This window comes from Streptomyces sp. NPDC056061, from assembly GCF_042266885.1.
Lineage (GTDB): Bacteria > Actinomycetota > Actinomycetes > Streptomycetales > Streptomycetaceae > Streptomyces.
The window spans coordinates 113,459-136,606 of record NZ_JBHJWQ010000004.1; the positions used below are offsets into that span (position 1 = coordinate 113,459).

General features: G+C 71.7%; 22 protein-coding genes. 14 read left to right on the forward strand and 8 right to left on the reverse strand.

Features of this window, described 5'->3' with window-relative positions:
- Positions 1–62: 62 nt before the first annotated feature.
- Positions 63–1,343, reverse strand: a complete 1,281-nt coding sequence (locus ACFC79_RS08550) for an ABC transporter substrate-binding protein (RefSeq protein WP_376236908.1) — start codon at positions 1,341–1,343, stop codon at positions 63–65.
- Positions 1,344–1,517: 174 nt separating this feature from the next.
- On the opposite strand from ACFC79_RS08550, the gene ACFC79_RS08555 reads away from it, so the two are divergent.
- Both ACFC79_RS08555 and purU read left to right on the forward strand, forming a co-directional pair.
- Positions 1,518–1,964, forward strand: a complete 447-nt coding sequence (locus ACFC79_RS08555) for a hypothetical protein (RefSeq protein WP_376237510.1) — start codon at positions 1,518–1,520, stop codon at positions 1,962–1,964.
- Between the two features lie 28 nt (positions 1,965–1,992).
- A complete protein-coding gene (purU, locus tag ACFC79_RS08560) occupies positions 1,993–2,928 on the forward strand; it encodes a formyltetrahydrofolate deformylase (RefSeq protein ID WP_376236910.1) in 936 nt (311 codons plus the stop codon).
- Positions 2,929–3,151: 223 nt separating this feature from the next.
- Here the strand turns inward: purU and ACFC79_RS08565 are convergent, their stop codons facing one another.
- Together ACFC79_RS08565 and ACFC79_RS08570 are read right to left on the reverse strand one after the other, a co-directional pair.
- Positions 3,152–4,561 carry an anti-sigma factor family protein gene (locus tag ACFC79_RS08565; RefSeq protein ID WP_376236912.1) on the reverse strand — a complete coding sequence of 470 codons (1,410 nt, stop codon included), beginning with the start codon at positions 4,559–4,561 and terminating at the stop codon, positions 3,152–3,154.
- Positions 4,558–5,136, reverse strand: coding sequence for an RNA polymerase sigma factor (locus ACFC79_RS08570; protein ID WP_376236914.1), 579 nt, complete (start codon positions 5,134–5,136; stop codon positions 4,558–4,560). Before ACFC79_RS08570 ends, ACFC79_RS08565 begins: the two co-directional genes overlap by 4 nt.
- 299 nt (positions 5,137–5,435) lie before the next feature.
- Here ACFC79_RS08570 and ACFC79_RS08575 point away from each other — a divergent pair, with 299 nt between their 5' ends.
- Entirely contained in the window at positions 5,436–5,810 is a 375-nt protein-coding gene (locus tag ACFC79_RS08575) for an STAS domain-containing protein (protein ID WP_376236917.1), read from the forward strand.
- A 250-nt stretch (positions 5,811–6,060) separates the two neighbouring features.
- Here the strand turns inward: ACFC79_RS08575 and ACFC79_RS08580 are convergent, their stop codons facing one another.
- Positions 6,061–7,605, reverse strand: a complete 1,545-nt coding sequence (locus ACFC79_RS08580; protein WP_376236918.1) for a class I adenylate-forming enzyme family protein — start codon at positions 7,603–7,605, stop codon at positions 6,061–6,063.
- A gap of 233 nt (positions 7,606–7,838) precedes the next feature.
- Between ACFC79_RS08580 and ACFC79_RS08585 the strand changes: the two genes are divergently transcribed.
- From ACFC79_RS08585 to ACFC79_RS08600, 4 genes are all read left to right on the forward strand, one after another.
- Entirely contained in the window at positions 7,839–9,074 is a 1,236-nt protein-coding gene (locus ACFC79_RS08585) for an amidohydrolase family protein (RefSeq protein ID WP_376236920.1), read from the forward strand.
- Between the two features lie 9 nt (positions 9,075–9,083).
- A complete protein-coding gene (locus ACFC79_RS08590) occupies positions 9,084–10,271 on the forward strand; it encodes an acyl-CoA dehydrogenase (RefSeq protein ID WP_376236921.1) in 1,188 nt (395 codons plus the stop codon).
- A gap of 6 nt (positions 10,272–10,277) precedes the next feature.
- The gene (locus ACFC79_RS08595) at positions 10,278–11,237 is read left to right on the forward strand and encodes an acyl-CoA dehydrogenase family protein (protein ID WP_376236923.1); all 960 of its coding nucleotides are present in this window, start codon (positions 10,278–10,280) and stop codon (positions 11,235–11,237) included.
- A 528-nt stretch (positions 11,238–11,765) separates the two neighbouring features.
- Positions 11,766–12,371: an ATP-binding protein gene (locus tag ACFC79_RS08600; protein ID WP_376236925.1), complete on the forward strand. Its 606-nt coding sequence runs from the start codon at positions 11,766–11,768 to the stop codon at positions 12,369–12,371.
- 171 nt (positions 12,372–12,542) lie between these two features.
- On the opposite strand, the gene ACFC79_RS08605 is transcribed toward ACFC79_RS08600, so the two are convergent.
- Positions 12,543–13,469: a cyclase family protein gene (locus ACFC79_RS08605; RefSeq protein ID WP_376236928.1), complete on the reverse strand. Its 927-nt coding sequence runs from the start codon at positions 13,467–13,469 to the stop codon at positions 12,543–12,545.
- A gap of 85 nt (positions 13,470–13,554) precedes the next feature.
- Between ACFC79_RS08605 and ACFC79_RS08610 the strand changes: the two genes are divergently transcribed.
- The 3 genes from ACFC79_RS08610 (at position 13,555) to ACFC79_RS08620 (ending at position 17,056) form a co-directional block, all read left to right on the forward strand.
- Entirely contained in the window at positions 13,555–14,469 is a 915-nt protein-coding gene (locus ACFC79_RS08610; RefSeq protein ID WP_376236931.1) for an SDR family NAD(P)-dependent oxidoreductase, read from the forward strand.
- 248 nt (positions 14,470–14,717) lie between these two features.
- On the forward strand, positions 14,718–16,004 hold the full coding sequence (locus tag ACFC79_RS08615) for an acyl-CoA dehydrogenase family protein (protein WP_376236933.1): 1,287 nt from the start codon (positions 14,718–14,720) through the stop codon (positions 16,002–16,004).
- A complete protein-coding gene (locus ACFC79_RS08620; protein WP_376236935.1) occupies positions 16,001–17,056 on the forward strand; it encodes a Zn-dependent alcohol dehydrogenase in 1,056 nt (351 codons plus the stop codon). The genes ACFC79_RS08615 and ACFC79_RS08620 overlap by 4 nt, the downstream gene beginning before the upstream one ends.
- A gap of 128 nt (positions 17,057–17,184) precedes the next feature.
- On the opposite strand, the gene ACFC79_RS08625 is transcribed toward ACFC79_RS08620, so the two are convergent.
- Positions 17,185–18,168 carry a GlxA family transcriptional regulator gene (locus ACFC79_RS08625; RefSeq protein ID WP_376236938.1) on the reverse strand — a complete coding sequence of 328 codons (984 nt, stop codon included), beginning with the start codon at positions 18,166–18,168 and terminating at the stop codon, positions 17,185–17,187.
- 229 nt (positions 18,169–18,397) lie between these two features.
- Between ACFC79_RS08625 and ACFC79_RS08630 the strand changes: the two genes are divergently transcribed.
- From ACFC79_RS08630 to ACFC79_RS08640, 3 genes are all read left to right on the forward strand, one after another.
- Positions 18,398–19,606 (forward strand): MFS transporter, encoded by a 1,209-nt coding sequence (locus tag ACFC79_RS08630; RefSeq protein WP_376236940.1) that lies wholly within the window; start codon positions 18,398–18,400, stop codon positions 19,604–19,606.
- A 148-nt stretch (positions 19,607–19,754) separates the two neighbouring features.
- A complete protein-coding gene (locus ACFC79_RS08635; RefSeq protein WP_376237512.1) occupies positions 19,755–20,225 on the forward strand; it encodes a DUF2809 domain-containing protein in 471 nt (156 codons plus the stop codon).
- 150 nt (positions 20,226–20,375) lie between these two features.
- Complete coding sequence (locus tag ACFC79_RS08640; RefSeq protein ID WP_376236943.1) at positions 20,376–21,725, forward strand: MFS transporter; 1,350 nt, start codon at positions 20,376–20,378, stop codon at positions 21,723–21,725.
- Between the two features lie 44 nt (positions 21,726–21,769).
- On the opposite strand, the gene ACFC79_RS08645 is transcribed toward ACFC79_RS08640, so the two are convergent.
- Both ACFC79_RS08645 and ACFC79_RS08650 read right to left on the reverse strand, forming a co-directional pair.
- On the reverse strand, positions 21,770–22,429 hold the full coding sequence (locus ACFC79_RS08645; RefSeq protein ID WP_376237514.1) for a flavin reductase family protein: 660 nt from the start codon (positions 22,427–22,429) through the stop codon (positions 21,770–21,772).
- Between the two features lie 14 nt (positions 22,430–22,443).
- Positions 22,444–22,770 carry a DUF397 domain-containing protein gene (locus tag ACFC79_RS08650; RefSeq protein ID WP_376237516.1) on the reverse strand — a complete coding sequence of 109 codons (327 nt, stop codon included), beginning with the start codon at positions 22,768–22,770 and terminating at the stop codon, positions 22,444–22,446.
- Here ACFC79_RS08650 and ACFC79_RS08655 point away from each other — a divergent pair.
- Positions 22,688–23,143, forward strand: a complete 456-nt coding sequence (locus tag ACFC79_RS08655) for a hypothetical protein (protein WP_376237563.1) — start codon at positions 22,688–22,690, stop codon at positions 23,141–23,143. The genes ACFC79_RS08650 and ACFC79_RS08655 overlap by 83 nt on opposite strands.
- Positions 23,144–23,148 lie beyond the last annotated feature (5 nt).

Below are 23,148 nucleotides of genomic sequence, written 5' to 3' on the forward strand. Positions count from 1 at the left end.
GGGGTGGGGCCGCTCCCCGCCCCCTCGCGACTGCCTCCGGCAGCGGGGCGCGGGCCCGCCGCTCACCCCTTCGCGCTCGCCTCCGACAGCGTCGCGGCGACGTCCACGAATTCCTTCCGGTCCGCGACGAGCCGTCCGTCGCGGACCACCTGGAACGTCACCCGGCTGTTCACGATGCGCGGGTAGGCGGACGAGCCGAGCACGTCGGCGTACCGCCAGCGCAGTACCGGTGTCAGCCCGCCGGTGTCGGCCGGAGTGCCCTTGTTGAGCGCGATGGCGAGCTTCCCCGCGGTGATCTTCGGGGTGTTCATCGCCCTCACGACTTCGTTCAGCACGGTGTAGGCGATCCAGGTGGTCTGGATGCCCGTGTCGTCCGGGTCGATCCGGTTGTCGCCGAAGGCGTGCTTGCGGATCACCTCCCGCATCGGGTTCCAGCGCGGGTCGCCCGATTCCGGGTACCAGCCGGTGAGGTAGGCGCCCTCGAACGGGCTCTTCCGGCCGCCGGTGCTGTCGATCAGCGGCTGCGCGACGCTGCCGAGGACGGAGGAGATCCGGACGTCGCCGTACGACGGTTCGAGTCGCCGGAAGGAGTCGAAGAAGGTCTCCGTGCGGCTCCCGAGCACCGCCGTCACGCAGCCGCCGTCCCGGCCCGCCGCCCGGAGCGCCCGTTCGGCGGCCTCGTCGTACGAGGTCGCCGACTCCTCCGCCCGGATGTCCGTGGGGGCGGACCGTCCGGCGTCGGTGAGCCCGGTCCGCAGCAGCCATGCCTGCCCGTCGCCGGCCAGCGTGTCGGGCCGTACCACGGACACCCCGGCGCAGTCGCGGGCGAGCTGGCGGGCGTTGCCCGCGAGGAGCGCCGCCTGACCGCCGTTGACCGGGTAGGAGTTGTAGCTGCTGAACTCCTCGTCGGAGGCCCCGTAGCCGCCGATGTAGGGGATGCCCGCGGTCTCCAGCGCCGCCAGGGAGGACGCGCCGTGCCGGCTGTAGGAGCCGACGACCGCCACCGCGTTCTTCCGGATGGCCAGCTGGGCGCAGGCGCCCGCGCCGGCCTCGGTGTCTGCCTCGTCGCAGGTGACGACGCGCAGTTCGTGACCGTCGAGGCCGCCGTTCTCGTTGGCCCAGCGGGCATACGTACGGGCCATGGCGGTCATTCCCGACATGTCTGCCGAGTCCGGGCCCGTCTGGCCGCCGGGAGCCCAGGTCATCACGGTGATCGGCTCCCTGGAGCCCCCCGAAGCCCCAGGGAGCGCCCCACAGCCGGTGGTCAGCAACGCCCCGGCCGCCACTGAGCTCGTGAGGAGCCTGAAGAGGCGGGGGGAGGTGGGGCGTCGCCGTCCGGTCATGAACACGGACACTCTCGCCCCTGGGGTAACGCCGCAGTGTGCTCCGGACAACGCCGGGTGACTTCCGGGTGAATTGCGGGGGCCTGTGCGGGGGGTCGGGAGGGGAACGTACGATCGACTGCTGTGCAGCAAGCTTCGCAGAACACTTCCCGTCGCGGGCGCCGCTCCTCCACCATGGGCGGCATGCCGCTGAATGACATGCCGTGGTGGCGCTGGCGCAGCAACGTGCGCTCGGCGCTGCACATGCTCTCCGACCCCGTCTTCCACCAGGAGTGCTGGCTGGCCGGACGGGAAGGCTACGGCGACGTCACCGACGCCGTGTACCGCCTGGTCGAGGACACCTGGCTGGACAACTGGTCCGCCGAGAAGTACGTCGGCACGATCTTCCGCGACGCCGACGAGGCCGCCCTCGTCGATGTCGCCGTGCTGCGGGTGCTGCGCATCATGCACCAGATAGGCGCGGACGCCCCCGTCTCGGCCTACCTGGCGCACCCCGGCTGGCCGGAGGCCGTGCTGGCCGCCCGGGAGGCCCATGTGCTCCTCGCGGGCAATGACGGCGAGGACCCGGACACCCCGCCGCATTCCCTGGACGTGCTCCGCATCATGACCGGATCGGCCTGACTCCGGCCCGATGTGGCACCCTACGGGGATGACCGCGCCACAACCCGCCGAACCCGCAGAAACCGCCGCAGGCGCCGCAGGTGCCGCAGATGCCGTGACGACGCCCGGGACCTCTCCCGAGCAGTACGTCCTCACGCTGTCCTGCCCCGACAAGCAGGGCATCGTGCACGCCGTGTCGAGCTATCTCTTCATGACCGGCTGCAACATCGAGGACAGTCAGCAGTTCGGCGACCACGACACGGGTCTGTTCTTCATGCGGGTCCACTTCTCGGCGGACCATCCGGTGACAGTGGAGAAGCTGCGGGCCAGTTTCGCCGCCATCGGCGACTCGTTCCGAATGGACTGGCAGATCCACCGGTCCGCGGAGCGGATGCGGGTCGTCCTGATGGTCAGCAAGTTCGGCCACTGCCTCAACGACCTGCTGTTCCGTTCCCGGATCGGGGCGCTGCCGATCGAGATCGCCGCCGTCGTCTCCAACCACCCGGACTTCGCGGAACTCGTCGCCTCCTACGACGTCCCCTTCCGGCACATCCCGGTGACGAAGGACACCAAGGCCGCGGCCGAGGCGGAGCTGCTGGACCTGGTCCGTGCGGAGAACGTCGAGCTCGTCGTCCTCGCCCGCTACATGCAGGTCCTCTCGGACGACCTGTGCAAGCGGCTGAGCGGCCGGATCATCAACATTCACCACTCCTTCCTGCCGAGTTTCAAGGGCGCGAAGCCGTACCACCAGGCGCACGCCCGCGGTGTGAAGCTGATCGGCGCCACCGCGCACTACGTGACGGCCGACCTCGACGAGGGGCCGATCATCGAGCAGGAGGTCGCGCGGGTGGGCCACGGCGTCACGCCGGACCAGCTGGTCGCCCTCGGTCGCGACGTGGAGTGCCAGGCGCTGGCCAGGGCGGTGAAGTGGCACGCCGAGCGCCGCATCCTGCTCAACGGCCGCCGCACGGTGGTCTTCTCCTGAGGGCTGTCCCGTAACCCCTGACGGGCGCGCGACGGTGCGGCTCGCCCCCGCGGCGACGTGGTCTTCCCGCCGCCGCGGGGCACCCTCCTGCCTCCAGGCAACGTGTGCCCCGTCGGGCGGACACCGCAGTTCGCCGTCCCCGGGCCGTTGGTCCCCGGGCCGTTGGTCCTCGGAAGCGGCTCAGTTCTCACGGACCGCTCAGTTCTCACGGACGGCTCAGTCGTCACAGACGGCTCAACGAGGCCGCGGCGAAGAGCACGTCGCGGATTGCCTCGCGGTCGCCCTGCTGACCGGCCGCGGCCTCCACCGGCGGCACGTGGCCGGCCACCAGCCGACAGAACTCCACACCGTCCAGCGCGACCTGCGCCACCGCGTGGTCGGGGGAGCCGAGCGCGGCCGGGGAGTCCAGCGGGATGTACCAGTCGCCGCCGCCCGAGCCCTCGATCTCCAGGTGCAGCGACCTGCCCGGTGAACCGGCCGTCACCAGATGGCGGGCGGGGCCGGCCAGCCCCGTCCTGCGGCGCTCGGCGAGCGCGGCCGGAAGGAGCCGGGCCGCCAGGTCGACCATCCGGTTCAGGTGCGGGGCGGACGGTGCCTCGTACGGGTAGTCCACCGCGTCCGCGACATCGCCGCCGTGCACCCAGCACTCGAAGGCGCGGTCGATCAGCGCGTCGTGCATCGGCAGCGCGAAGTCGCCGTACGGGACGGAGAGCTCGGAGACCCGGCGACCGGCGAAGGACACCGAGCGGATGAGGGTGTGGCTCTGCGCGCGCCACGGTTCGTGGACCGCGCGGGTCGGCGGCGTCCGGGCCGCGGACCAGCATCTCTCCGTGCGCGCGGCGGGCGACAGCGGCAGGTCGTAGCCCCGGCCGGTGGAGCCGTCGCCGAGCGGCACCTCAAGACCGAGAGCCGAGGCGATCAGCCCGTCCACGGTCATGAGATGGCCGACGACGCCCGCGACCGTCGTCTTGCGGTGGACCTCCTCCTCGCCCTCGAACCACTTCAGCCGCACCGGGGCATGCCATTCGGAACTGCCGATATCACGCAGCAGCGCGTCGAGCCGGGCGGTCTCGGCGTCGTACGGGGCGGCCCAGTCCGGCACCGGGATGGCGGCCGGGCGACGGCTCAGGCAGGCGTCGATCACCCGGGACCGCAGCGCCGGGTCGAGATCGAGACTGCGGTCGGTCTGCAACAGGCCGACCGCGTCGCGCAGCCGCAGCGCCTCGTCCGCACAGGCGGCGCACTCCGTCAGGTGCGCCTCGACGGCCGCGGTCTCCTCCGCCGAGCAAGCGGCCAGGGCCCAGGCGCCGAGCAGCGCCCTGAGGACGTGATGGGAGAGCATCAGAGCCGCTGGGCCGGGCGGGGCCGACGAAGCCCCCTGGTGCGGAAGGGAAGCTTCCCCGGAAGCCGGGGCAGGCTCCTCGGGAGCCCTGCGGGCATCGGGAACCCTGGGAACCTCGGGTACCTCGGGAGGGGACGCGGGCACCGGGGGCGGCAGTGGGAAGGCGTCGAGATCGAAGTCGTCCGCCGCCGCGCGCGGCCCCGGTATGCGCGGCACGCCCCACACCTCGTCATCACGTCCCTCGCTCCCTTCCGCTCCCTCGTACCCGCCGGTGTCGTCGTCAGCGGTCACAGCGACCGCCCGTATCCGGGCGGCGACGCCCCCTCCAGCGCGTGGGCGTGCGCGGTGGAGAGCAGTTGCAGCCCGAGCCGCAGCCGACGGCGGGCCTCGTCCTCGGTGACCCCGAGGTCGGCAGCGGCCTGCCGGTAGTCCCGGCGCTGGATGTACGCGAGCTCCAGCGCGGCCCGCAGCGGGGACGGCATGGACGACACGATGTAGTCGGCGCGGGCCGACGCCGTGGCCCGGCGCACCCGCTCCTCCAGCTCGGCCCCGGCCCGCCCGTCCTCGTCGTCCGCAGGGCGGTACTCCTCGCGCAGCCGCCGCACGGCGTGGCGATGCGTGAGCCGGGCCAGCCACGAGCGCATCGAACCCTGCCCCGGGTCGTAGACATCGGGGTTCTCCCACACGTACGCGAAGACCTCGCGGGTCACCAGGTCCGCGGCGGTCTCGTCGTCGAGCATCCGGTGGGCCTGGCTGTGCACGAGCGAGGCGAACCGGTCGTAGAGCTCGCCGAGCGCGGCCGCCTCACCGCGTGCCAGCCGTTGCTGCATCTTGCGGTCCCAGCGGGGCGGTGTGTTTCTCGCCATGCGACCCCCAGCCCTGTTCCCCTCGTCACTCCGAATGTAGTCGGCGGTGCCGATCCCGGACGTCTCTTTATGGCAAGTGCGCCCCTCGGGGGTGCCGGAGATGATAGGGGGATACCGCCGTCGGCGGCGGTATCGGGAGCGAAGCGATCATTTCGGTTCGAACCCGGCTGTGTCCTGTCGTGGCGATCGGTGTTTCATGGGTCTGCGGCGGGGGCAGCCGCGACAAGGAACGGAAACTTCCGGAACGTCGGATTCAAGGTCCGGAGCGTCGGAACCCGCGGAACGAGAGGCCCAGTCGCGTGATACTGAAGGTGGCCGAGACCGTGCACGGCGACTGGACCGTGCTCCGCATGCGCGGCGAGCTCGATCTGGTGTCGTCGCCCGCCGTGCGTCAGTCCGTCCACGACGTGGTCGCCGACGGTCGTCACGACGTGGTGCTGGACCTTTCCGAGGTCCTGTTCTGCGATTCCAGCGGGGTCGGTGTGCTGATCGCGTCCCGGCGGCTGATGCGCTCGTGCGGCGGCAGGCTGCGGCTGATCCTCCCGGCCCGTGGCGCGGAGGAGGGCTCGCACGTGAACCGGGTGCTCGCCGCGCTCGGTGTGCGCCGTCTCTTCGACGTCTACCCCGACCGGTACGCGGCCGTGGACGACGACGCCCGGCCGCTCTCGGCCTGATCCGACGGCCGGGCCCGGCCCTCCCGGCCGACGAGTCCGTCCGGGCCGTTCCGGCGGTACCGAGCGGTCCTCCCGGCCGTTCCGGCGGTACCGAGCGGTCCTCCCGGCCGTTCCGGTCCTCCCGGCCGACGAGTCCGTCCGGGCCGTTCCGGCGGTACCGAGCGGTCCTCCCGGCCGTTCCGGCGGCACCGAGCGGTCCTCCCGGCCGTTCCGGTCCTCCCGGCCGTTCCGGTCCTCCCGGCCGTTCCGGTCAGGAGAACTGCTCCCGAAGCCGGTACTTCAGCACCTTGCGCAGCGTGTCGTTGCGTGGCAGCGCCGCCACCACCTCCAGTTGCTCCGGCAGCTTGTGCACGGAGAGCCCCTGTTCGCGCAGGTAGCCGGTGACGTCCGGCAGGGTCAGCGGTCCGGCGCCCGGGGGCTGCTCCACGACCGCGCAGACGCGTTCGCCGCGCTCCGCGTCCGGGAGCCCGATCACCGCCACGTCACCGACGCCCGGATGCCCGTGCAGCAGGTCCTCGATCTCCTTGGCGGAGACGTTCTCGCCCTTGCGGATGATGATGTCCTTCAGCCGCCCGGTGAGCACCAGGTGCCCGCTCGGCTCGACGTGGCCGACATCGCCGGTGATCAGGAACCCGTCCGCGTCGAACGCCGCCGCCGTCGCCTCCGGGTCCAGATAGCCCCGGCACACGGCCTCCCCGCGCAGGCGCACCTCGCCGTCCGTGCCGTACGGCAGCAGTCGGCCGGCCTCGTCGGTGATCCGGATCTCCATCCCCTCCGGCGGGCGCCCCTCCGTCCCGGCGAGTCGCTCCGCCGTGTCGTCGGGGGATCCCATCGTGATCATGGGTACCTCCGTCATGCCGTAGCCGTGGGTGAGGCGGACCCCCATCTCCCGCTCCACCGCGTGGTGGAGCTCCGGCGGCTTCGGTGCCCCGCCGCCCGCCAGCAGGCGCAGGGTGGGGATCGTTCTCCGGCCGGGGTCCTTGCGCTGCTCGGCCAGGAACATCGCGTAGAAGGCCGTGGAGCCGCCCGCCATGGTCACCCCGTGACGCCGGTAGTCCGCCAGCGATTCCGGCAGCGCGAAGTGCTCGAACAGCACCGCGGGGAACCCGTACAGCAGCAGCGTCACCGCGTAGTCCGGCCCGCCGACGTGGGCGAACGGGAAGGCCACCGAACCCACGTCGTCCGCCGATGGGCGCAGCGCGTGGGCCAGGCACGCACCGCCCGCGATCAGGCTGCGATCGGTGTGCAGGACCCCCTTCGGGTCGGAGGTGGTGCCCGAGGTCCAGTAGATCCAGCGCACCGATTTCCCCTCGGCGGGCGGCGGCGGGAGTACGGCCGGGTCGCCGTCCGGCAGCGAGGCGTACACCTCGAAGACCAGCGGCGGACGTTCCGCGCCCGCAGCCAGCCGGTGCGCCATCGCCGTGTGGTCGAAGCCGCGCCAGGTGCCCGGCACGGCGAAGAAGGCGGCTTTCGACTCGCGCAGCGCGAACCGCGCCTCGCGGTCCCGGTGGAACGGGATGACGGGCGACTGCACGGCCCCGATCCGGGTCAGCGCGAACGACAGCAGCACCGTCTCGATCCGGGTCGGCAGCTGCCAGGCGACAACGGTGCCGGGGCGCACCCCCATCCCCCAGAGCCCGGCCGCGACCCGCTCGCCGCGGTCGCGCAGCTCCCCGAAGGTCAGGGCGCGGTCGGCCTGGATCAGGAACGGGCGGTCCGGCGTCAGGGCGGCCCGGCGTTCGACGAGCTCCCAGAAAGTTTCCGACCCGCCCAGCGCGTGTGCGGTCTCGTTCATGGCGAACCCCCAAGAACTGACGATGGGTCAGATGGTGCGGAGAGCGTAGAGCGCTGCGCCTTGTCGGTCCAGGGGTGCGGGGCTAGCCTGGTTCCGAACCAAATCTGACGGGTCATCAGAAAAGCGCTCGCCGGGAACGGTCGCCGGAGCCGCGGTCGAGGGAAACACGGCCGTCGGAACATCGGAACGTCGGAACCGGGCCGGAAGACCCCGGGCGCGTCGAAGGGGACACCATGACGGAACTGCCTCGGATCGTCAGCGTCGACGACCACGTGATCGAGCCGCCGCACCTCTTCTCCACCTGGCTGCCCGCCAAGTACCGCGAGCGCGGGCCGCAGCCGCTCACCGCGGGCATCGGCGAGCTGGCGTACACCGGCGGCAAGTACGTCATCACGATGGACCCGGACGGCCCGCCCACCGACTGGTGGATCTACGAGGACCTGAAGTTCCCGTACAAGCGGAACATCGCCGCCGTCGGCTTCGACCGCGACGACATGACGCTGGAGGGCATCACCCGCGCCGAGATGCGGCCCGGCTGCTGGGATCCCGCCGAACGCCTGAAGGACATGGACCTCAACCATGTCGAGGCGAGCCTGTGCTTCCCCACCTTCCCCCGGTTCTGCGGCCAGACCTTCGCCGAGGCGCACGACAAGGAGGTCGCGCTCGCCTGCGTCCGCGCCTACAACGACTGGATGGTGGAGGAGTGGTGCGGCGACAGCGGGGGCCGGCTCGTCCCGCTCTGCATCATCCCGCTCTGGGACATCGACCTGGCGGTCGCCGAGATCCACCGGAACGCGGCGCGCGGGGTGCGCGCGGTGACGTTCTCCGAGATCCCCACCCACCTCGGTCTGCCGTCGATCCACACCGGCTACTGGGATCCGTTCTTCGCCGCGTGCCAGGAGACCGGCACCGTCGTCAACATGCACATCGGGTCCAGCTCGCAGATGCCCGCCGCGTCCCCGGACGCCCCGCCCGCCGTGCAGGCCAGTCTCTCCTTCAACAACGCCATGGCCTCGATGATGGACTTCCTGTTCAGCGGGGTCCTGGTGCGCTTTCCCCGGTTGAAGCTCGCCTACAGCGAGGGGCAGATGGGCTGGGTCCCGTACGCCCTGGAGCGCGCCGACGACGTCTGGGAGGAGCACCGGGCCTGGGGCGGGGTGCGCGATCTGATCCCCGAGCCGCCGTCCCTGTACTACTACCGGCAGATCTTCTGCTGCTTCTTCCGCGACAAGCACGGGGTCGCCTCGCTCGACGTCGTCGGCCGGGACAACGCGACGTTCGAGACCGACTACCCGCACGTCGACTCGACCTTCCCGCACACCAAGGAGGTCGCCCTCGACCACGTCAAGGGACTGGACGACGAGACGGTCTACAAACTGATGCGCGGAAACGCGATCCGGATGCTCGGCCTCGACCTCGACCGGGACCGCCGCCCGTCCCCGGACGGACGTCCGGGCCGGGGCGAGTAGGCGTTCGCCGTGGACCTCGCGTACACCGAGGCCGAGCAGGAGTTCCGGGCGCGGCTGCGAGCGTGGCTGGCCGCCGTACTGCCCTCGCTGCCCGCGAAGCCCGCCCCCGACGACTGGCCGGGACGGCGCGCGTACGACACCGCCTGGCAGCGGATGCTGTACGACGCCGGCTACGCGGGCCTGCACTGGCCCGTCGACGCGGGCGGCCGCGGCGCCACCCCGACCCAGCACCTGATCTTCCTGGAGGAGACCGAGAAGGCGGGCGCCCCGTACGTCGGCGCGAACTTCGTCGGCCTGCTGCACGCCGGGCCGACGATCGTGGCCGAGGGCACCGCCGAGCAGCGGGCCCGCTGGCTGCCGCCGGTGCTGCGCGGCGAGGAGATCTGGTGCCAGGGATTCAGCGAACCGGACGCGGGGTCGGACCTCGCCTCGTTGCGGACCCGGGCGGTGCGCGACGGCGACCACTACGTGGTGAGCGGCAGCAAGATCTGGACCTCGCACGCGGAGGTCGCCGACTGGTGCGAACTGCTGGTGCGCACCGACCCCGGGGCGCCCCGGCACCGCGGGATCACCTGGCTCGCCATGGCCATGGACACCCCCGGCGTCACGGTCCGCCCGCTGCGCACCCTCGCCGGGTCCACCGAGTTCGCCGAGATGTTCCTCGACGAGGTGCGCGTTCCCGTCTCGCACCGGGTCGGCGCGGAGAACGACGGCTGGCGGGTCACCATGGTCACGCTCTCCTTCGAGCGCGGCACGGCGTTCGTCGGCGAGGTCGTCGCCTGCCGCCGCACCCTGCACGCCCTGGCCGCCGAGGCACGGGTCAACGGTCGCTGGGACGACCCGGTGCTGCGCCGCCGACTGGGCGGGCTGAACGCCGAGTTCCGGGCGCTGTGGCGGCTCACCCAATGGAACGTCGGCGAGGCGCAGGCGGGCTCCGGTGCCGGACGCGGCATGCGCGGCAACGCCAACGGCGTCCCCGGCACCGGCGGCTCGGTCTTCAAGCTGCGCTACTCGCACGCCCGCCAGGAGCTGTACGAGACCGCCGCCGAGGTGCTCGGCGCGGACAGCGCGGACCTGGACCGGGAATGGGTCTTGGACCGGCTCTCCTCGCTCTCGTACACCATCGCCGCGGGTACCTCGCAGATCCAGCGGAACATCGTCGCCGAGCGGATACTCGGCCTGCCGAAGGGGCGCTGACCGGCCATGGACTTCCAGCTCTCGGACGACCAACGGGCTCTGCGCGAGGGGATACGGGACATCCTCGCCGGGCGCTTCGGCAGGGACCGGATGCGGGCGGCCCTGGACGGCGGCGCGGGTGTCGACCGCACCCTGTGGCGGGAGCTCGGCGAGGCCGGGTTCTTCGCGCTGCGGCTGCCGGAGGCCGAGGGCGGGGCCGGGCTCGGGCTGCCGGAGGCGGTCCTCCTCTTCGAGGAGGCCGGACGGTCGCTGCTGCCCGGACCGCTCGTCGCCACCCACCTCGCCGCAGGTGCGGTGAAGGGGGCGGCGGAGGGCGAGGCGGTGGTCACCGTGCTGGACGGCCGCCGTCCGGTCGGACACCTGGGGGACGCGGACGGGCTCCTCGTGCTCGGCCCGGACACGTCACCGGGCCGGGCGTCCGCCGTGACGGGCGGGGCGCTCCGGGACCTCGTACGGGAGGGCAGCGAACCTCTGCGGTCGCTCGACCCGTTCACCCCGTTGTGGCGGCTCACCGGCTCCGTCGAGTCCGGCGAACGGCTGCCCGACGGTGCTCTGTTGCGTGACGAGGGCGCCCTGCTCGCCGCCGCCGAACAAGTCGGCAGTGCCGCCCGCACGACCGAGATGGCCGTTCAACACGCCGGAGCGCGCGAACAGTTCGGCGCGCCGATCGGCTCCTTCCAGGCGGTCAAACACCTGTGCGCCGACATGCTGGTCCGGGCCGAGCTGGCCCGCTGCGCCGTCTACGCGGCGGCCGTGACGGCGGACCCCGTCGAGATCGCGGGAGCCAAAATGCTCGCCGACGACGCGGCGGTGCACAACGCCCGCGACTGCCTCCAGGTGCACGGCGGCATGGGCTTCACCTGGGAGGCCGACGTCCACCTGCACCTCAAACGCGCCTGGCTGCGGTCCGGGCAATGGATCGAGAGGGCGGCGGCCGAGGAACGACTCGCCGCGGATCTGGGCTGACGCCGCACGGGCTTGCGGAGGCGGCATGACGGACTCCGGCCCGCAAGGGTGTGCGAATGCACGTCGCACGCAGGTGTGAGGCCGACTTCTGAGCCTCACGCTGCGGAGTCGCCCGGGACCGTCGGTCGACGTGTGGGCGGGGGCCGACTGCGCTGGGTGATCCGTCACGGGGCGGAGCAGGTGCCCGCCTCGGGTACCCTCCGTGGGGTGCGAGAGGTTCTGGAATCGGATGATCCGGATGTTGCCCGCGTGGCGACTCCGGACCGGAAGAGATGTCCTGCTCGCATGGAGAACGGAAACGCGGGGCGTGCCCGGGAATCGATTCCCGAGGCAGGCGTGTGTGTCTGTTCGACTTCCCGCAATGAGCGTCGCACAGTATGCACCACGCGTACTCCTTCGCGTTGGAATATGCCCGAAGCGCTTGTTGCGGTGACTGTACGTCAACCATGCTGTCTCGTAGGGGAGTCACGTTCCGTGACCCTGAGGAGGCGCGAGGCGATGTGTCCGCCGGTTCGGATGGTGTGAGCGGTGCAGGTGCTTCAGGTTCAGCTGGAGGTCGGTCCGGATCCCGCGGAGGTCGGGCGGGCCCGCAGATGGGCGCGGTCGAGATTGATCGGGTCCGGAATGAGGGACGACGAGCCGCTGGCCGAGACCCTCATCCTGCTGATTTCGGAACTGGTCACCAATGCGGTGGTCCACACGGGGTGCCCGGCCGTGCTGCGCATGCTGTTCGGCTGCGCGGGCGGGGCCGGAACGGTGCGGGTCGAGGTGGCCGACGCCAGCTGCCGCCCCCCGCAGCAGCGCCACGCGCAGGGTGAGGACACCGGTGGCCGCGGACTGGAGCTCGTCGACGGGCTCGCGGATCGCTGGGGCTGGCAGCCGGAGGGCGCCGGCAAGCGCATCTGGTGCGAGATCGACCGGGAGGCCACCCCGCTCGTCACGACCCCACCCGCCCAGGCCGGTCCGGCGTCCCCGGTCGAGCGCACCGTGGGAGTCATGGCCGGCGCGACGGGGTCACCGGCCGTTCACAGCACGGGAGTTCAGGACGAGCCGGGCACTCGCGGCGCGCAGGGGTCCGGGGGCGCGAACCGCAGGTCGTACGAGCCTTCGCGCGCCGTCATCCGCGGTGCATAAAGGTTAAAGCAGTCGATCGTTCAGTTGGCCGAGCTGCTCGTCGCACGGTGCGGCGCCGGTCGTGCGCGGGTGTCCGTCGCCCCGGGCGAGAACGCCGAACAGTCGTCGGCGAACGGTGAACGGTGAACGACATTCTGAGCCGCAAGTGAGGGGGCGAATCGTTTCGCCTCCTCACAGCACGGCCACCGGGGCGACCGGGGTACCGGTGGCTCCGACGAAGGGTTCCGGCATCGCGGAGAGCAGGAAGGCGTACCGCCGTTCCTCCGCGCAGGCCGTGGACAGCGACTCCAGGTTCCAGTTCTGGCCCTGGAGCATGCCCATCTCGACGAGGTCCAGCGCGTGCACGCCCAGCCACAGGTCGTCGATCTCGGGCGGGAAGATCTCGAAGGTCAGGGTGTCGTTGGCGACCGCCGCGACGTCGCGGGCGCGGAACCATTCGGGGGTCCGGATCGACAGGCCCGGCGACGGATGGGCGTACGCGTGCTTGTCGCCCGACAGGTAGACCTGCACCTGCCCGGTCCGCACGAGCACGATGTCGCCGGGGTGCACCCGGACTCCGGCCAGGTCCTCGGCCGCGTCCAGGTCCTCGGGGGTGACCGCGTGATCGCCCGGCAACCGTTCGACGCCGCGGGCGCGGGCCACGTCGAGGAGCACACCGCGCGAGACGATGTGCGGGGCCTTGTCGATCCCGCTGAACCGTGCGCCCTCGTGCGCGGTGATCGTGTCGGCCGGTCGGCCGTTGTAGATCTTCCCCGAGTGCGATGCGTGGGTGAGGGCGTCCCAGTGGGTGGCGGTCTGGAGGCTCAGCACGGCCGAGTCGTCGCTGGTGGCGACGGTGCCGGGGCCGAACAGCTCCTGGTTTATCTGCACCATGGTGTGCAGCGGGTTGATCCGCCCGGGGACCAGTCCGCTCTGGACGCCGTCCTGGCGGAGGGGGAGGGCGAGCGGCACGCGCAGACCGGAGCGGACGGTGGCGGCGGCCTCCCGTACCACGTCATCGGTGATCAGGTTGAGCGTGCCGATCTCGTCGTCGGTACCCCAGCGACCCCAGTTGTTCACGCGCTTGGCGATGTCGTGGAACTCGGCCGGCAGTGACATGGGTGCTCCCCGGGGGCTTGTGTTCGCGGACCTGATGGCCCATAAAATCTAACGGTCCGTCAGAAACCGCGGGAAGGGGCCGGGCATGGGGAACTTCTTGGCAGGCAAGGTGGTGGCCGTGACCGGTGCCGGGCGCGGCATCGGGCGGGCGGTCGCGCTCTCGGCGGCGGCCGAGGGTGCGCGGGTCGTCGTCAACGACTACGGCGTCTCGATAGAGGGCGGCACACCGAGCAGCGAGGTGGCCGAGGCCGTCGTCAAGGAGATCGAGGCCGCGGGCGGGCAGGCGGTGGCCGTCGCCGACGACATCTCCACGATGGCGGGCGGGCAGCGGATCGTGGACACCGCGCTCGCGCGGTACGGGCGGATCGACGGGGTCGTGTGCGTGGCCGGCATCCTGCGGGAGCGCATGCTGTTCAACATGTCCGAGGAGGAGTGGGACCCGGTGGTCGCCACCCACCTCAAGGGCACCTTCACCGTCTTCCGGGCGGCTTCCGCGGTGATGCGGAAGCAGGAGGGCGGCGGCACGCTCATCGGTTTCACCAGCGGCAACCATCAGGGCAGCGTCGCCCAGGCCAACTACAGCGCGGCCAAGGGCGGGATCATCTCGCTGGTGCGGAGCGCGGCGCTCGGTCTGCACAAGTACGGCGTCACCGCGAACGCCGTCGCCCCGGTCGCCCGTACCCGGATGTCCGCCAACGTGCCCATGGAGCTCAAGGAGATCGGCGAGCCCGAGGACGTGGCGGCGCTCGTCGTCTACCTGCTCGGCGAACGGGCGCGCAAGGAGGGGATCACCGGTCAGGTGTACACGGTCGCCGGGCCCAAGATCGCGGTCTGGGCGCAGCCGAGGGAACTGCGCGCCGGCTACGCGGAGGGCCCCTGGACCCCGGAACGGATCGCGGACTTCCTGCCGGGGACGGTGGGCACCGACCCGATGCCGATGCTGGCGCAACTGGAGGCGATGGCCGCGGCGGCTGCCGCAAAGGCACGGCCGAACGCCTGAGGGACGGCGGGACCGCGGGGGCCGCGGGTGCTGCGGGCGCAGCCGTCGCCGTTGCCGCCGGTCTCCGATCTTCGCCCGCCCGGCCGCTTTTCGTCCGCCCGGTCACGGATTCCGGTTCCAGACCGGCCCCGGTCGGCGGCTCGGCCCCGTTCCCCGGACGTACCTCGGCTCCCTTCTTCGTACGCACCTCGGCTCCGTTCTCCGGGCGTACCGACGGCCGGACTCCATCCCTGCAGGCAGGAGGCAACGTGGACTTCACCTTCGGCCCGGACGACACCGCTTTCCGCGCGGAGGCCCGCACCTGGCTGGACACGCATCTGGTCGGACGGTACGCGGCGGCGGCCGGTACCGGCGGTCCGGGCAGCGAGCACGAGGGCGCGGCGATCCGTCGGGCCTGGGAACGAGAACTCGGCAGCGGAGGCTGGATCGGCCTCGGCTGGAAACACGATGCCGCGCCCGACGGGACCGGTGGCCGGGGCGGCAACGGACGCGGCACCGGCCGCAGCAACGAACGTGGCACCGGCCACGCCTCCGACCGCGGCACCGGCTTCGGCAACCGGCGGGCGACCCTGACCCAGCAGGTCGTCTGGGCCGAGGAGTACGCCCGCGCCCAGGCCCCCGCCCGGGTCGGTCACATCGGCGAGAACCTCCTCGCCCCGACCCTGATCGCCCACGGCACCCCCGAGCAGCGTCGGCGTTTCCTGCCCGCCGTCGCACGCGGCGAGGAGCTGTGGTGTCAGGGATACAGCGAACCGGGCGCCGGATCCGACCTTGCCGGGGTGCGGACGGCCGCCGTACCCGACCCCGTCCGCGGCGGCTATCGCGTCACCGGTCAGAAGATCTGGACCTCGCTCGCGCGGGAGGCCGACTGGTGCTTCGTGCTGGCCCGTACCGAGCCCGGCTCCCGACGCCATCACGGCCTGTCGTTCCTGCTCGTGCCGATGGATCAGCCGGGCCGGATCGAGGTGCGGCCGATCCGCCAGATGTCGGGGACCAGCGAGTTCAACGAGGTCTTCTTCGACGGAGCGCGCGCCGAGGAGTGCGTGGGCGGCGAGGGCAACGGCTGGGCGGTCGCCATGAGCCTGCTGGCCCTGGAACGCGGGGTCTCCACGCTGGTCCAGCAGATCGGCTTCGCCGCCGAACTCGACAGGGTGGTGCGCGCCGCCGTCGACGGGGGTGCCGTCACCGACCCGGTGCTGCGCGACCGCCTGGTACGGCAGTGGGCGGAGCTCAGGGTCATGCGCTGGAACGCGCTGCGCACCCTGGGCTCGACCGGCGACCCCGGTGCCCCCAGCGTCGCGAAGCTGCTCTGGGGCGGCTGGCACCAGCGCCTGGGCGAACTCGCAGTGGAGATCCGTGGCGCGGCCGGTGCCGTCGGCCCGCAGGACTGGTCGGCGCGCACGCCGTACGTTCTCGACGAGGCGCAGCGGCTGTTCCTGTTCACCCGGTCCGACACCATCTACGGCGGCTCGGACGAGATCCAGCGGAACATCATCGCCGAGCGGGTGCTCGGCCTACCGAGGGAGACGGGATGAGAGGCGTCGTCTTCGACGGCCACGCGACCGAGGTCGTCGACGACCTGGAGATACGTGATCCGGGGCCCGGTGAGGTGCTGGTGGCGGTGGCCGCGGCCGGTCTCTGTCACAGCGACCTGTCGGTGATCGACGGGACGATCCCGTTCCCGTCGCCGGTGGTGCTCGGGCACGAGGGCGCGGGGGTGGTGGAGGCGGTCGGCGCGGGCGTCGGTCATGTGGCGCCCGGTGATCACGTCGCGCTGTCGACGCTCGCCAACTGCGGGACGTGCGCGCAGTGCGATCGCGGTCGCCCGACGATGTGCCGCAAGGCGATCGGGATGCCGGGGCGGCCGTTCACCCGGCGCGGGAAGCGGCTGTACCAGTTCGCGTCCAACTCCGCGTTCGCCGAACGGACCCTGGTCAAGGCGGTGCAGGCGGTGAAGATTCCGGATGACCTGCCGCTCGCCCCGGCGGCCCTGATCGGCTGCGGGGTGCTGACCGGTGTCGGGGCCGTACTCAACCGGGCGAAGGTCGACCGGGGCGACACCGTCGTGGTGATCGGCACCGGTGGCATCGGGCTCAACGTGATCCAGGGGGCCCGGATCGCGGGTGCCCTGACGATCGTCGCCGTCGACACCAACCCGGCGAAGGAGGCGGTGGCCCGGCGGTTCGGCGCCACGCACTTTCTCTCCTCCGCCTCGCCCGACGCGGTACGGGAGATCCTGCCGCACGGGGCCGACCACGCCTTCGAATGCGTGGGCCGCACGGATCTGATCCGCAGCGCGATCGACCTGCTGGACCGGCACGGGCAGGCGGTTCTGCTGGGTGTTCCGGCGGCGACGGCCGAGGCGTCGTTTCTCGTCTCGTCGATGTACCTCGACAAGTCGGTCCTGGGCTGCCGGTACGGCTCCTCGCGGCCGCAGCGGGACATCGCCCTCTACGCGGCGCTGTACCGGCAGGGCCGGCTGCTGCTGGACGAACTCGTCACCGAGACCTACCCGGTGGAAGACTTCGCCAAGGCGGCGGCCGACGCGCACCACGGCCGGGTGGCCCGGGGGGTGCTGGTCTTCTGACCGCTTACCGGCTTCCCGGCCCCCAGCACTCTCGGCCCCTTCAACTCTTCGACTCCTCGACTCCTCAGCTCCTCGACTCCTCGACTCCTCGACTCCTGAACTTCTCAGCCCCTCCACCCCTCAACCCCTCAATTCCTTCCCGCCCGGAAGGTGCGCCGGTACACGGTGGGGGACACCCCCAGTGCGGCCTGGAGGTGTTGCCGCAGTGAGGTGGACGTTCCGAAGCCCGCGTCCCGTGCCACCTGGTCGATCGACAGGTCCGTCGACTCCAGCAACTGGCGGGCCCGTTCGATCCGCTGCCGGGTCAGCCACTGGACGGGGCTGACACCGACCTCCTCGCGGAACCGGCGGGTGAACGTCCGGACGCTCATCGACTCCTGTCGCGCCATGTCGCGCAGCAGGATCGGGTGTTCCAGCCGGCCGAGCGCCCAGGTGCGGGCGGTGGCGGTGGTCGCGACTCCGGCCTCCGGAACCGGGCGCTGGATGTACTGGGCCTGCCCACCGTCCCGGTGCGGCGGCACGACCGTGCGGCGGGCGACGTCGTTGGCGACGGCGGCGCCGTGGTCGCGGCGCACGATGTGCAGGCAGAGGTCGATGCCGGCGGCGACCCCGGCGGACGTGAGGACGTCCCCGTCGTCGATGAACAGGACGTCCGGGTCGACCATGACCTCCGGGAAGAGCCGCTGGAAATGGTCGGCGGACGACCAGTGCGTGGTGGCCGGCCGCCCGTCCAGGTACCCGGCGGCGGCCAGCACGTAACTGCCGGTGCAGATGGAGACCATCCGGGTGCCGGGTCTGATGTGTGCGAATGCGGCGGCCAGTTCGCCGGTGAGCCTGCCCTCCGTGTACACGGGCCCGAGCTCGTAGCTGGCCGGGATCACCACCGTGTCCGCGGTGGCCAGGGTCTCGGGGCCGCGTTCGACGGTGATCGTGAAGTCCGCGTCGGTGCGGACCGGGCCCGGCGGGCGGACGGAGCAGGTCACGACTTCATAGAGTTTGCGGCCTCCGTTGAGCGGATCGGAACCGAGCGAACGGCCGAAAATCCTTTGGGGGATGCCCAGTTCGAAGGGAAGTAGCCCGTCGAGGGCCAGGACGGCGACTCGGTGCGGCATGGACGGACTCCTTTCGACCCTAGCTGGTATAGACCTTCAGCTGATACATGTCACTCCCGTGAAGGAAAAGTCAGCTGAGCAACCGCGCATTCCCGTCGGTGGGCGCGATGGCGTTCCGCCCGTTTCGCCTCATTCGTCCTTGGTCGACTCTTCCTCGGGCGGCTCCTTCTCGGCTGACCGTTCCTCGGTGGGATCTTCCTCGGCCGGATCTTCCTCAGTCGGCTCTTCTATGGCCGACGCGCGGGCGGACGGGCTGTGGAACCGAAACTTCCGACTGTTCTTCGTCGCCCGCACTGCCGCGCTCTTCGGCGACGGCATGATCCCGGTGGCCCTCACCGCCGGCCTGCTGGGGGCCGGTCGGCCGCACTCCTCGGTGGGGTTCGCGCTGGCCGCCTGGATGGGCCCGTTGGCGCTGTTCGTACTCTTCGGCGGCGTACTGGCGGACCGCTTCACCCCGCGCCGGATGATGGTGCTCGCGGATGCGCTGAGACTGGTCGGCGCCTCGGTGCTGGCGGTCTCCTTCGCCACCGGCAACCCGCCGCTGTGGGCGGTGTACGCGCTGAGCGCGGTGGCAGGCGTGGGTGCCGCGCTGTTCCAGCCGGGGGTGGCGTCGACGGTGCCCCGAGTCGCCACCGACGTGCAGCGCGCCAACGCCGTACTGCGGGTCTCCGAAGCGCTGATGACCATGGCCGGCCCGGCCTTCGCCGGCATGCTCGTCGGACTGGCGAGCGCCGGTGCGGTCTACGCGGCGAACGCGTCGACGTTCCTGGTCTCCGGCATCTGTCTGTTCCTGCTCCGGCTCGCCCCGGCCCCCGTCGACGAGGTGCGGCGCGGTTCTCTCTTCGCGGAACTCGTGGACGGGTGGCGGGAGTTCCGGGCCCGTAGCTGGCTGTGGGGGGTGATCGCGATCTGGACGGTGTACGGCTTCGCGGTGCTCGGCCCGATGCTGCCGCTGACCGCGGTCGAGGTCACCGAGGCGCACGGCTCGGGGACGTACGGCGTGATGATGGCGGTGAACGGTGGGGGCAGCGTCGTAGGCGGACTGCTCGCCCTCCGCCTGCGACCGCGTCGCCCGCTGGCCGCCGGAGCCGTCGCGCTGACCGCGGTCTGCGTGAACCTGGTGGTGCTGGGCCTGGGCATGCCGGTGGCCGCGCTCGGGGCGGGGCAGTTCGTGGCGGGTGCCGCGTTCGCGTTCTGGCTGGTGATGTGGTCGACCACGGTCCAGACCCACGTACCGCCGGAGGCCCTGAACCGCCTGCACGCGTACGACGTGGCGGGCTCGCTGCTGATGGTGGCGGCGGGCCGGGCGCTGGCGGGCCCGGTCGCGGACCGGGTGGGCGCCCCTGAGGTGCTGCTGGCCGGAGCGGTGATCAACATGGTGGTGGTGGCGGTACTGCTGCTGGCCCGGCCGATCCGACGACTGGAAAGGATCGGGTGAGGCCGGGCGGTGGCAGTTGGGTGAGGCCGGGCGGCGGTGGCAGTTGGGTGGGACCGGGGTGATGGTGGCAGTCGGGTGAGACTGGGGTGGTGGTCGCGGTGGCAGTGACGGTCGCCGTGGACGAGGAGGGACGAGGGGGACGGTGACGATGACGCGGATGACGGCCGTAGGCGCGGCGGTACTGACGGTTGCCGCCGGGCTCGGGATCAGGGCCGTGGCCGCGGGGGGCGTCGCCAAGTACGCGGGGGACATGCTCTACACCGTGCTGATCTGCGCCCTGGTGTTCGTTGCCGCGCCCCGCATGCGGCCGGGCGTGGCGGCCGGGACGGCGCTGGCGGTGAGCTGGGCGGTCGAGTTCCTCCAACTCACCGATCTGCCCGCGGAGCTTTCCCGGCACAGCGTGGCGGCGCGGCTGGTGCTCGGCTCGACCTTCAACGCACCCGACCTGTTCTGGTACACGGTCGGCGCGGTGGTGGCCTGGGCCCTGGCGGTTCTCGCCGCCCGCTTCACCGGCCCCGCCCGTTTCATCGGCTTCGCCGGGCGCGGGCGTTTTGAGCGTCGTCCCGGCCGATCCGGAGACGTGCCTCGGAACCAGGAGCGCGCGCATCCCGGTCCCTGACGGCATGTGGGCGAGGCAGGAACCCTACGCGTCGGCCCGTGTGCCGGGCGGAGCCCGTGGGCCCGTTCCCCGGCTGCCGTCATCCTTCGTGGCCCGATCCCTGCGAACCGTGTCCTTCCGGCCAATGGCCTGCCCGGCCCTCCGGCCCCGATGCTGACCGACGTGACCCGGACAACCGAAAGCGCCGCCGCCCGGAACGACGACGGCGGCGGTGGAGCGGCCCACCCTCGGCCCCGTCGACCCTCCGGCCGACGCGTGCACCGTGCGTGGATCGTCGCGGCCGTCACGTTCGTGACGATCATCGGCGGCGCCGCGTTCAACGCGCTCCCCGGCCTCCTCATCGACCCGCTCCACACTGAATTCGGCTGGTCACGTGGGGAGATCGGGTTCGCCGTCTCCGTCGACATGGCGTTGTACGGGCTCACCGCACCGTTCGCCGCCGCCCTGATGGACCGCTTCGGCATCCGCAGAGTGGTGGTCGTCGCGCTCGGCGCGGTGGCGGCCGGGGCGCTGGCCGGCGTCTGGATGACCGAGGTCTGGCAGCTGGTGATCTATTGGGGCCTGCTCGTCGGTCTGGGCACCGGCTCCATGGCGATGGCGTTCTCCGCGACCGTCACCAATCGCTGGTTCGTCGCCCGGCGCGGCCTGGTCACCGGCATCCTGACCGCGGCCGGCGCCTCGGGCCAGCTGGTCTTCCTGCCGCTGTGCGCCTGGATCGTCGCCGAACACGGCTGGCGCCCGGCCTCGGTGACGGTGGCACTCGCGGCCCTGGTCGTCGTCCCGTTCGTCTGGCTGCTGCTGCGCGACCACCCGGCCGATGTGGGCCTCGCCCCGTACGGCGGTACCTACACGGCCAAGCCCGCACCCGCCCGCGGGGCGGCACGGCGCACCGTGCGGGTCCTGTTCGACGCGGCGCGCACCGGCCCGTTCTGGCTGCTGGCCGGTACGTTCGCGATCTGCGGCGCCTCGACCAACGGCCTGATTCGCACGCACTTCGTGCCCTCGGCCCACGACCACGGCATGCCCATCACCGCCGCCGCCTCACTGCTCGCCGTCATCGGGGTCTTCGACGTCATCGGCACGGTCTTCTCCGGCTGGCTCACCGACCGCTTCGACGCCCGGCGGCTGCTCGCCGTCTACTACGCACTGCGCGGTGTCTCGCTGCTCTTCCTGCCGATGCTGCTGGCACCCGAGGTGCACCCGCCGATGGTGCTGTTCATCGTCTTCTACGGCCTGGACTGGGTCGCCACCGTTCCGCCCACGCTGGCCCTGTGCCGCGAGCAGTACGGGGACGACAGCGCCATCGTCTTCGGCTGGGTCCTCGCCTCCCACCAGGTGGGGGCGGCGCTGGTCGCCTTCCTGGGCGGGGTGGCTCGGGACGTCTTCGGCTCGTACGACGTCGTCTGGTACGCGTCGGGCGCACTGTGTGCCACGGCGGCCCTGATGGCCCTGGTGATCCGACGGGTCCGGGAACCGGCGGGGGCCGCCGGTCCCGGCTGAGGGCGGGTTCGGCCACCGCCTGGACGCCGTTCGCCGGTGCGGGCTCACCCGGTGAGGGGGGCGAAGCGCCCGAACTTCCCCCGGTGGAACAGCAGCGGACCGTTCGTTCCTTCGTCCCCGCCCCCGTGCCCGGCCGTTCCCCCGTCAGCCGGGTCCGCCGCCCCCAGCGCTTCCACCCGGCCGACGACGATCAGGTGGTCGCCCCCGGTGTGGACGGCGTGGATGCGGCAGTCGATCCAGGCCGGTACGCCGTCCAGCAGCGGCGATCCGGTCACCGGAGCGGCCGCGTACCCGATTCCCGCGAACTTGTCGGCTCCGCTCACCGCGAAGCCCCGGCACAGCTCTCCCTGGCCCGCACCGAGGACGTTCACGCAGAAGACCCCGGCGCGGGCGATGCGCGGCCAGGTCGTCGAAGTGCGGGCGACCATGAACGCGACCAGCGGCGGGTCCAGCGAGAGCGACGCGAACGACTGGCAGGCGAACCCGGCCGGTCCGTCGGTGTCGGCCGGGTCGTACGCGGTGACGACGGTGACCCCACTGGCGAAGTGCCCCAGCACACGCCGGAATTCCGCCGCATCGACGGGTGCCCGCTCGTCCTCGGCGACGGCGCGCAGATCCGGACGCGGTAACGGATCGATCGACGCCGGTCCGGCGACGGTGGCGGCGCCGACGGACCTGAGGTACCGGACGGCGGTGGCGGCCATGCCTGCGTGTCCCATCACACGACAATTGAAGCTGACGTACCGTCAGGTCGGAAGTCCGGCGTAAAGATTTTCGGCGTCGAGGCGGATACGCCGAGCGGCGGACCGGTGCCGGATCGGCTTCCGGTGGTGAACGCCACGAAGTCCGCCCAGGCGGAGGACGTGACGGCGAGGCGGGGGCCGTGCGCGTTCTTCGAGTCGCGGACGTGAACCGTGGCGGGGTGTCCAAATACTCCGTTCGCGGGCCCGCACAACATGCCTGTGATCACGGACGCGGCCGAGGCCCGCAAGGACCTGGCACTGACCACGCCGGCGGCGATCAGACATGCAGGCGATCCGGACATCGGTACCTTACTGAAGACGCTGTCGACCGCACTGCGGGACGTACCGGAAACCATTGCCGACCCCATCGTCGAACTCACCGCACAGGGCCTGGGCAATCGTCCGGCCGCACAACAGCGGAGGAATCTGGTGGCCGTGGATCTTTCGTTCTACACGTCGGCTCTTTCGGAGGAGATCCGGGACGAGGGTCGTGCGGAGGGCCGTGCGGAGGGTATGGCGAAGAGTGTTCTGCCCCTTCTGGGGCAGGTGGGTGTGGATGTGCCGGGTGGGGCGCGCGAGCGGATTTTGAGTTGTGGCGATGTCGAGATGTTGAGTCGGTGGTTGCTGCGGGCTCCCACGGCCTCGTCCGTGGAGGACGTCTTCGCCGGGGAGTAGCACCT

Excerpts from the sequence above, each read along its gene's own strand:
- ACFC79_RS08550 (WP_376236908.1), bottom strand. The coding sequence starts at position 1,343 with ATGACCGGACGGCGACGCCCCACCTCCCCCCGCCTCTTCAGGCTCCTC.
- ACFC79_RS08555 (WP_376237510.1), top strand. The coding sequence starts at position 1,518 with ATGGGCGGCATGCCGCTGAATGACATGCCGTGGTGGCGCTGGCGCAGC.
- purU (WP_376236910.1), top strand. The coding sequence starts at position 1,993 with ATGACCGCGCCACAACCCGCCGAACCCGCAGAAACCGCCGCAGGCGCC.
- ACFC79_RS08570 (WP_376236914.1), bottom strand. The coding sequence starts at position 5,136 with ATGGCGAGAAACACACCGCCCCGCTGGGACCGCAAGATGCAGCAACGG.
- ACFC79_RS08580 (WP_376236918.1), bottom strand. The coding sequence starts at position 7,605 with ATGAACGAGACCGCACACGCGCTGGGCGGGTCGGAAACTTTCTGGGAG.
- ACFC79_RS08585 (WP_376236920.1), top strand. The coding sequence starts at position 7,839 with ATGACGGAACTGCCTCGGATCGTCAGCGTCGACGACCACGTGATCGAG.
- ACFC79_RS08595 (WP_376236923.1), top strand. The coding sequence starts at position 10,278 with ATGGACTTCCAGCTCTCGGACGACCAACGGGCTCTGCGCGAGGGGATA.
- ACFC79_RS08605 (WP_376236928.1), bottom strand. The coding sequence starts at position 13,469 with ATGTCACTGCCGGCCGAGTTCCACGACATCGCCAAGCGCGTGAACAAC.
- ACFC79_RS08610 (WP_376236931.1), top strand. The coding sequence starts at position 13,555 with ATGGGGAACTTCTTGGCAGGCAAGGTGGTGGCCGTGACCGGTGCCGGG.
- ACFC79_RS08620 (WP_376236935.1), top strand. The coding sequence starts at position 16,001 with ATGAGAGGCGTCGTCTTCGACGGCCACGCGACCGAGGTCGTCGACGAC.
- ACFC79_RS08625 (WP_376236938.1), bottom strand. The coding sequence starts at position 18,168 with ATGCCGCACCGAGTCGCCGTCCTGGCCCTCGACGGGCTACTTCCCTTC.
- ACFC79_RS08630 (WP_376236940.1), top strand. The coding sequence starts at position 18,398 with ATGGCCGACGCGCGGGCGGACGGGCTGTGGAACCGAAACTTCCGACTG.
- ACFC79_RS08635 (WP_376237512.1), top strand. The coding sequence starts at position 19,755 with ATGACGCGGATGACGGCCGTAGGCGCGGCGGTACTGACGGTTGCCGCC.
- ACFC79_RS08640 (WP_376236943.1), top strand. The coding sequence starts at position 20,376 with ATGCTGACCGACGTGACCCGGACAACCGAAAGCGCCGCCGCCCGGAAC.
- ACFC79_RS08645 (WP_376237514.1), bottom strand. The coding sequence starts at position 22,429 with ATGGCCGCCACCGCCGTCCGGTACCTCAGGTCCGTCGGCGCCGCCACC.
- ACFC79_RS08650 (WP_376237516.1), bottom strand. The coding sequence starts at position 22,770 with ATGTCCGGATCGCCTGCATGTCTGATCGCCGCCGGCGTGGTCAGTGCC.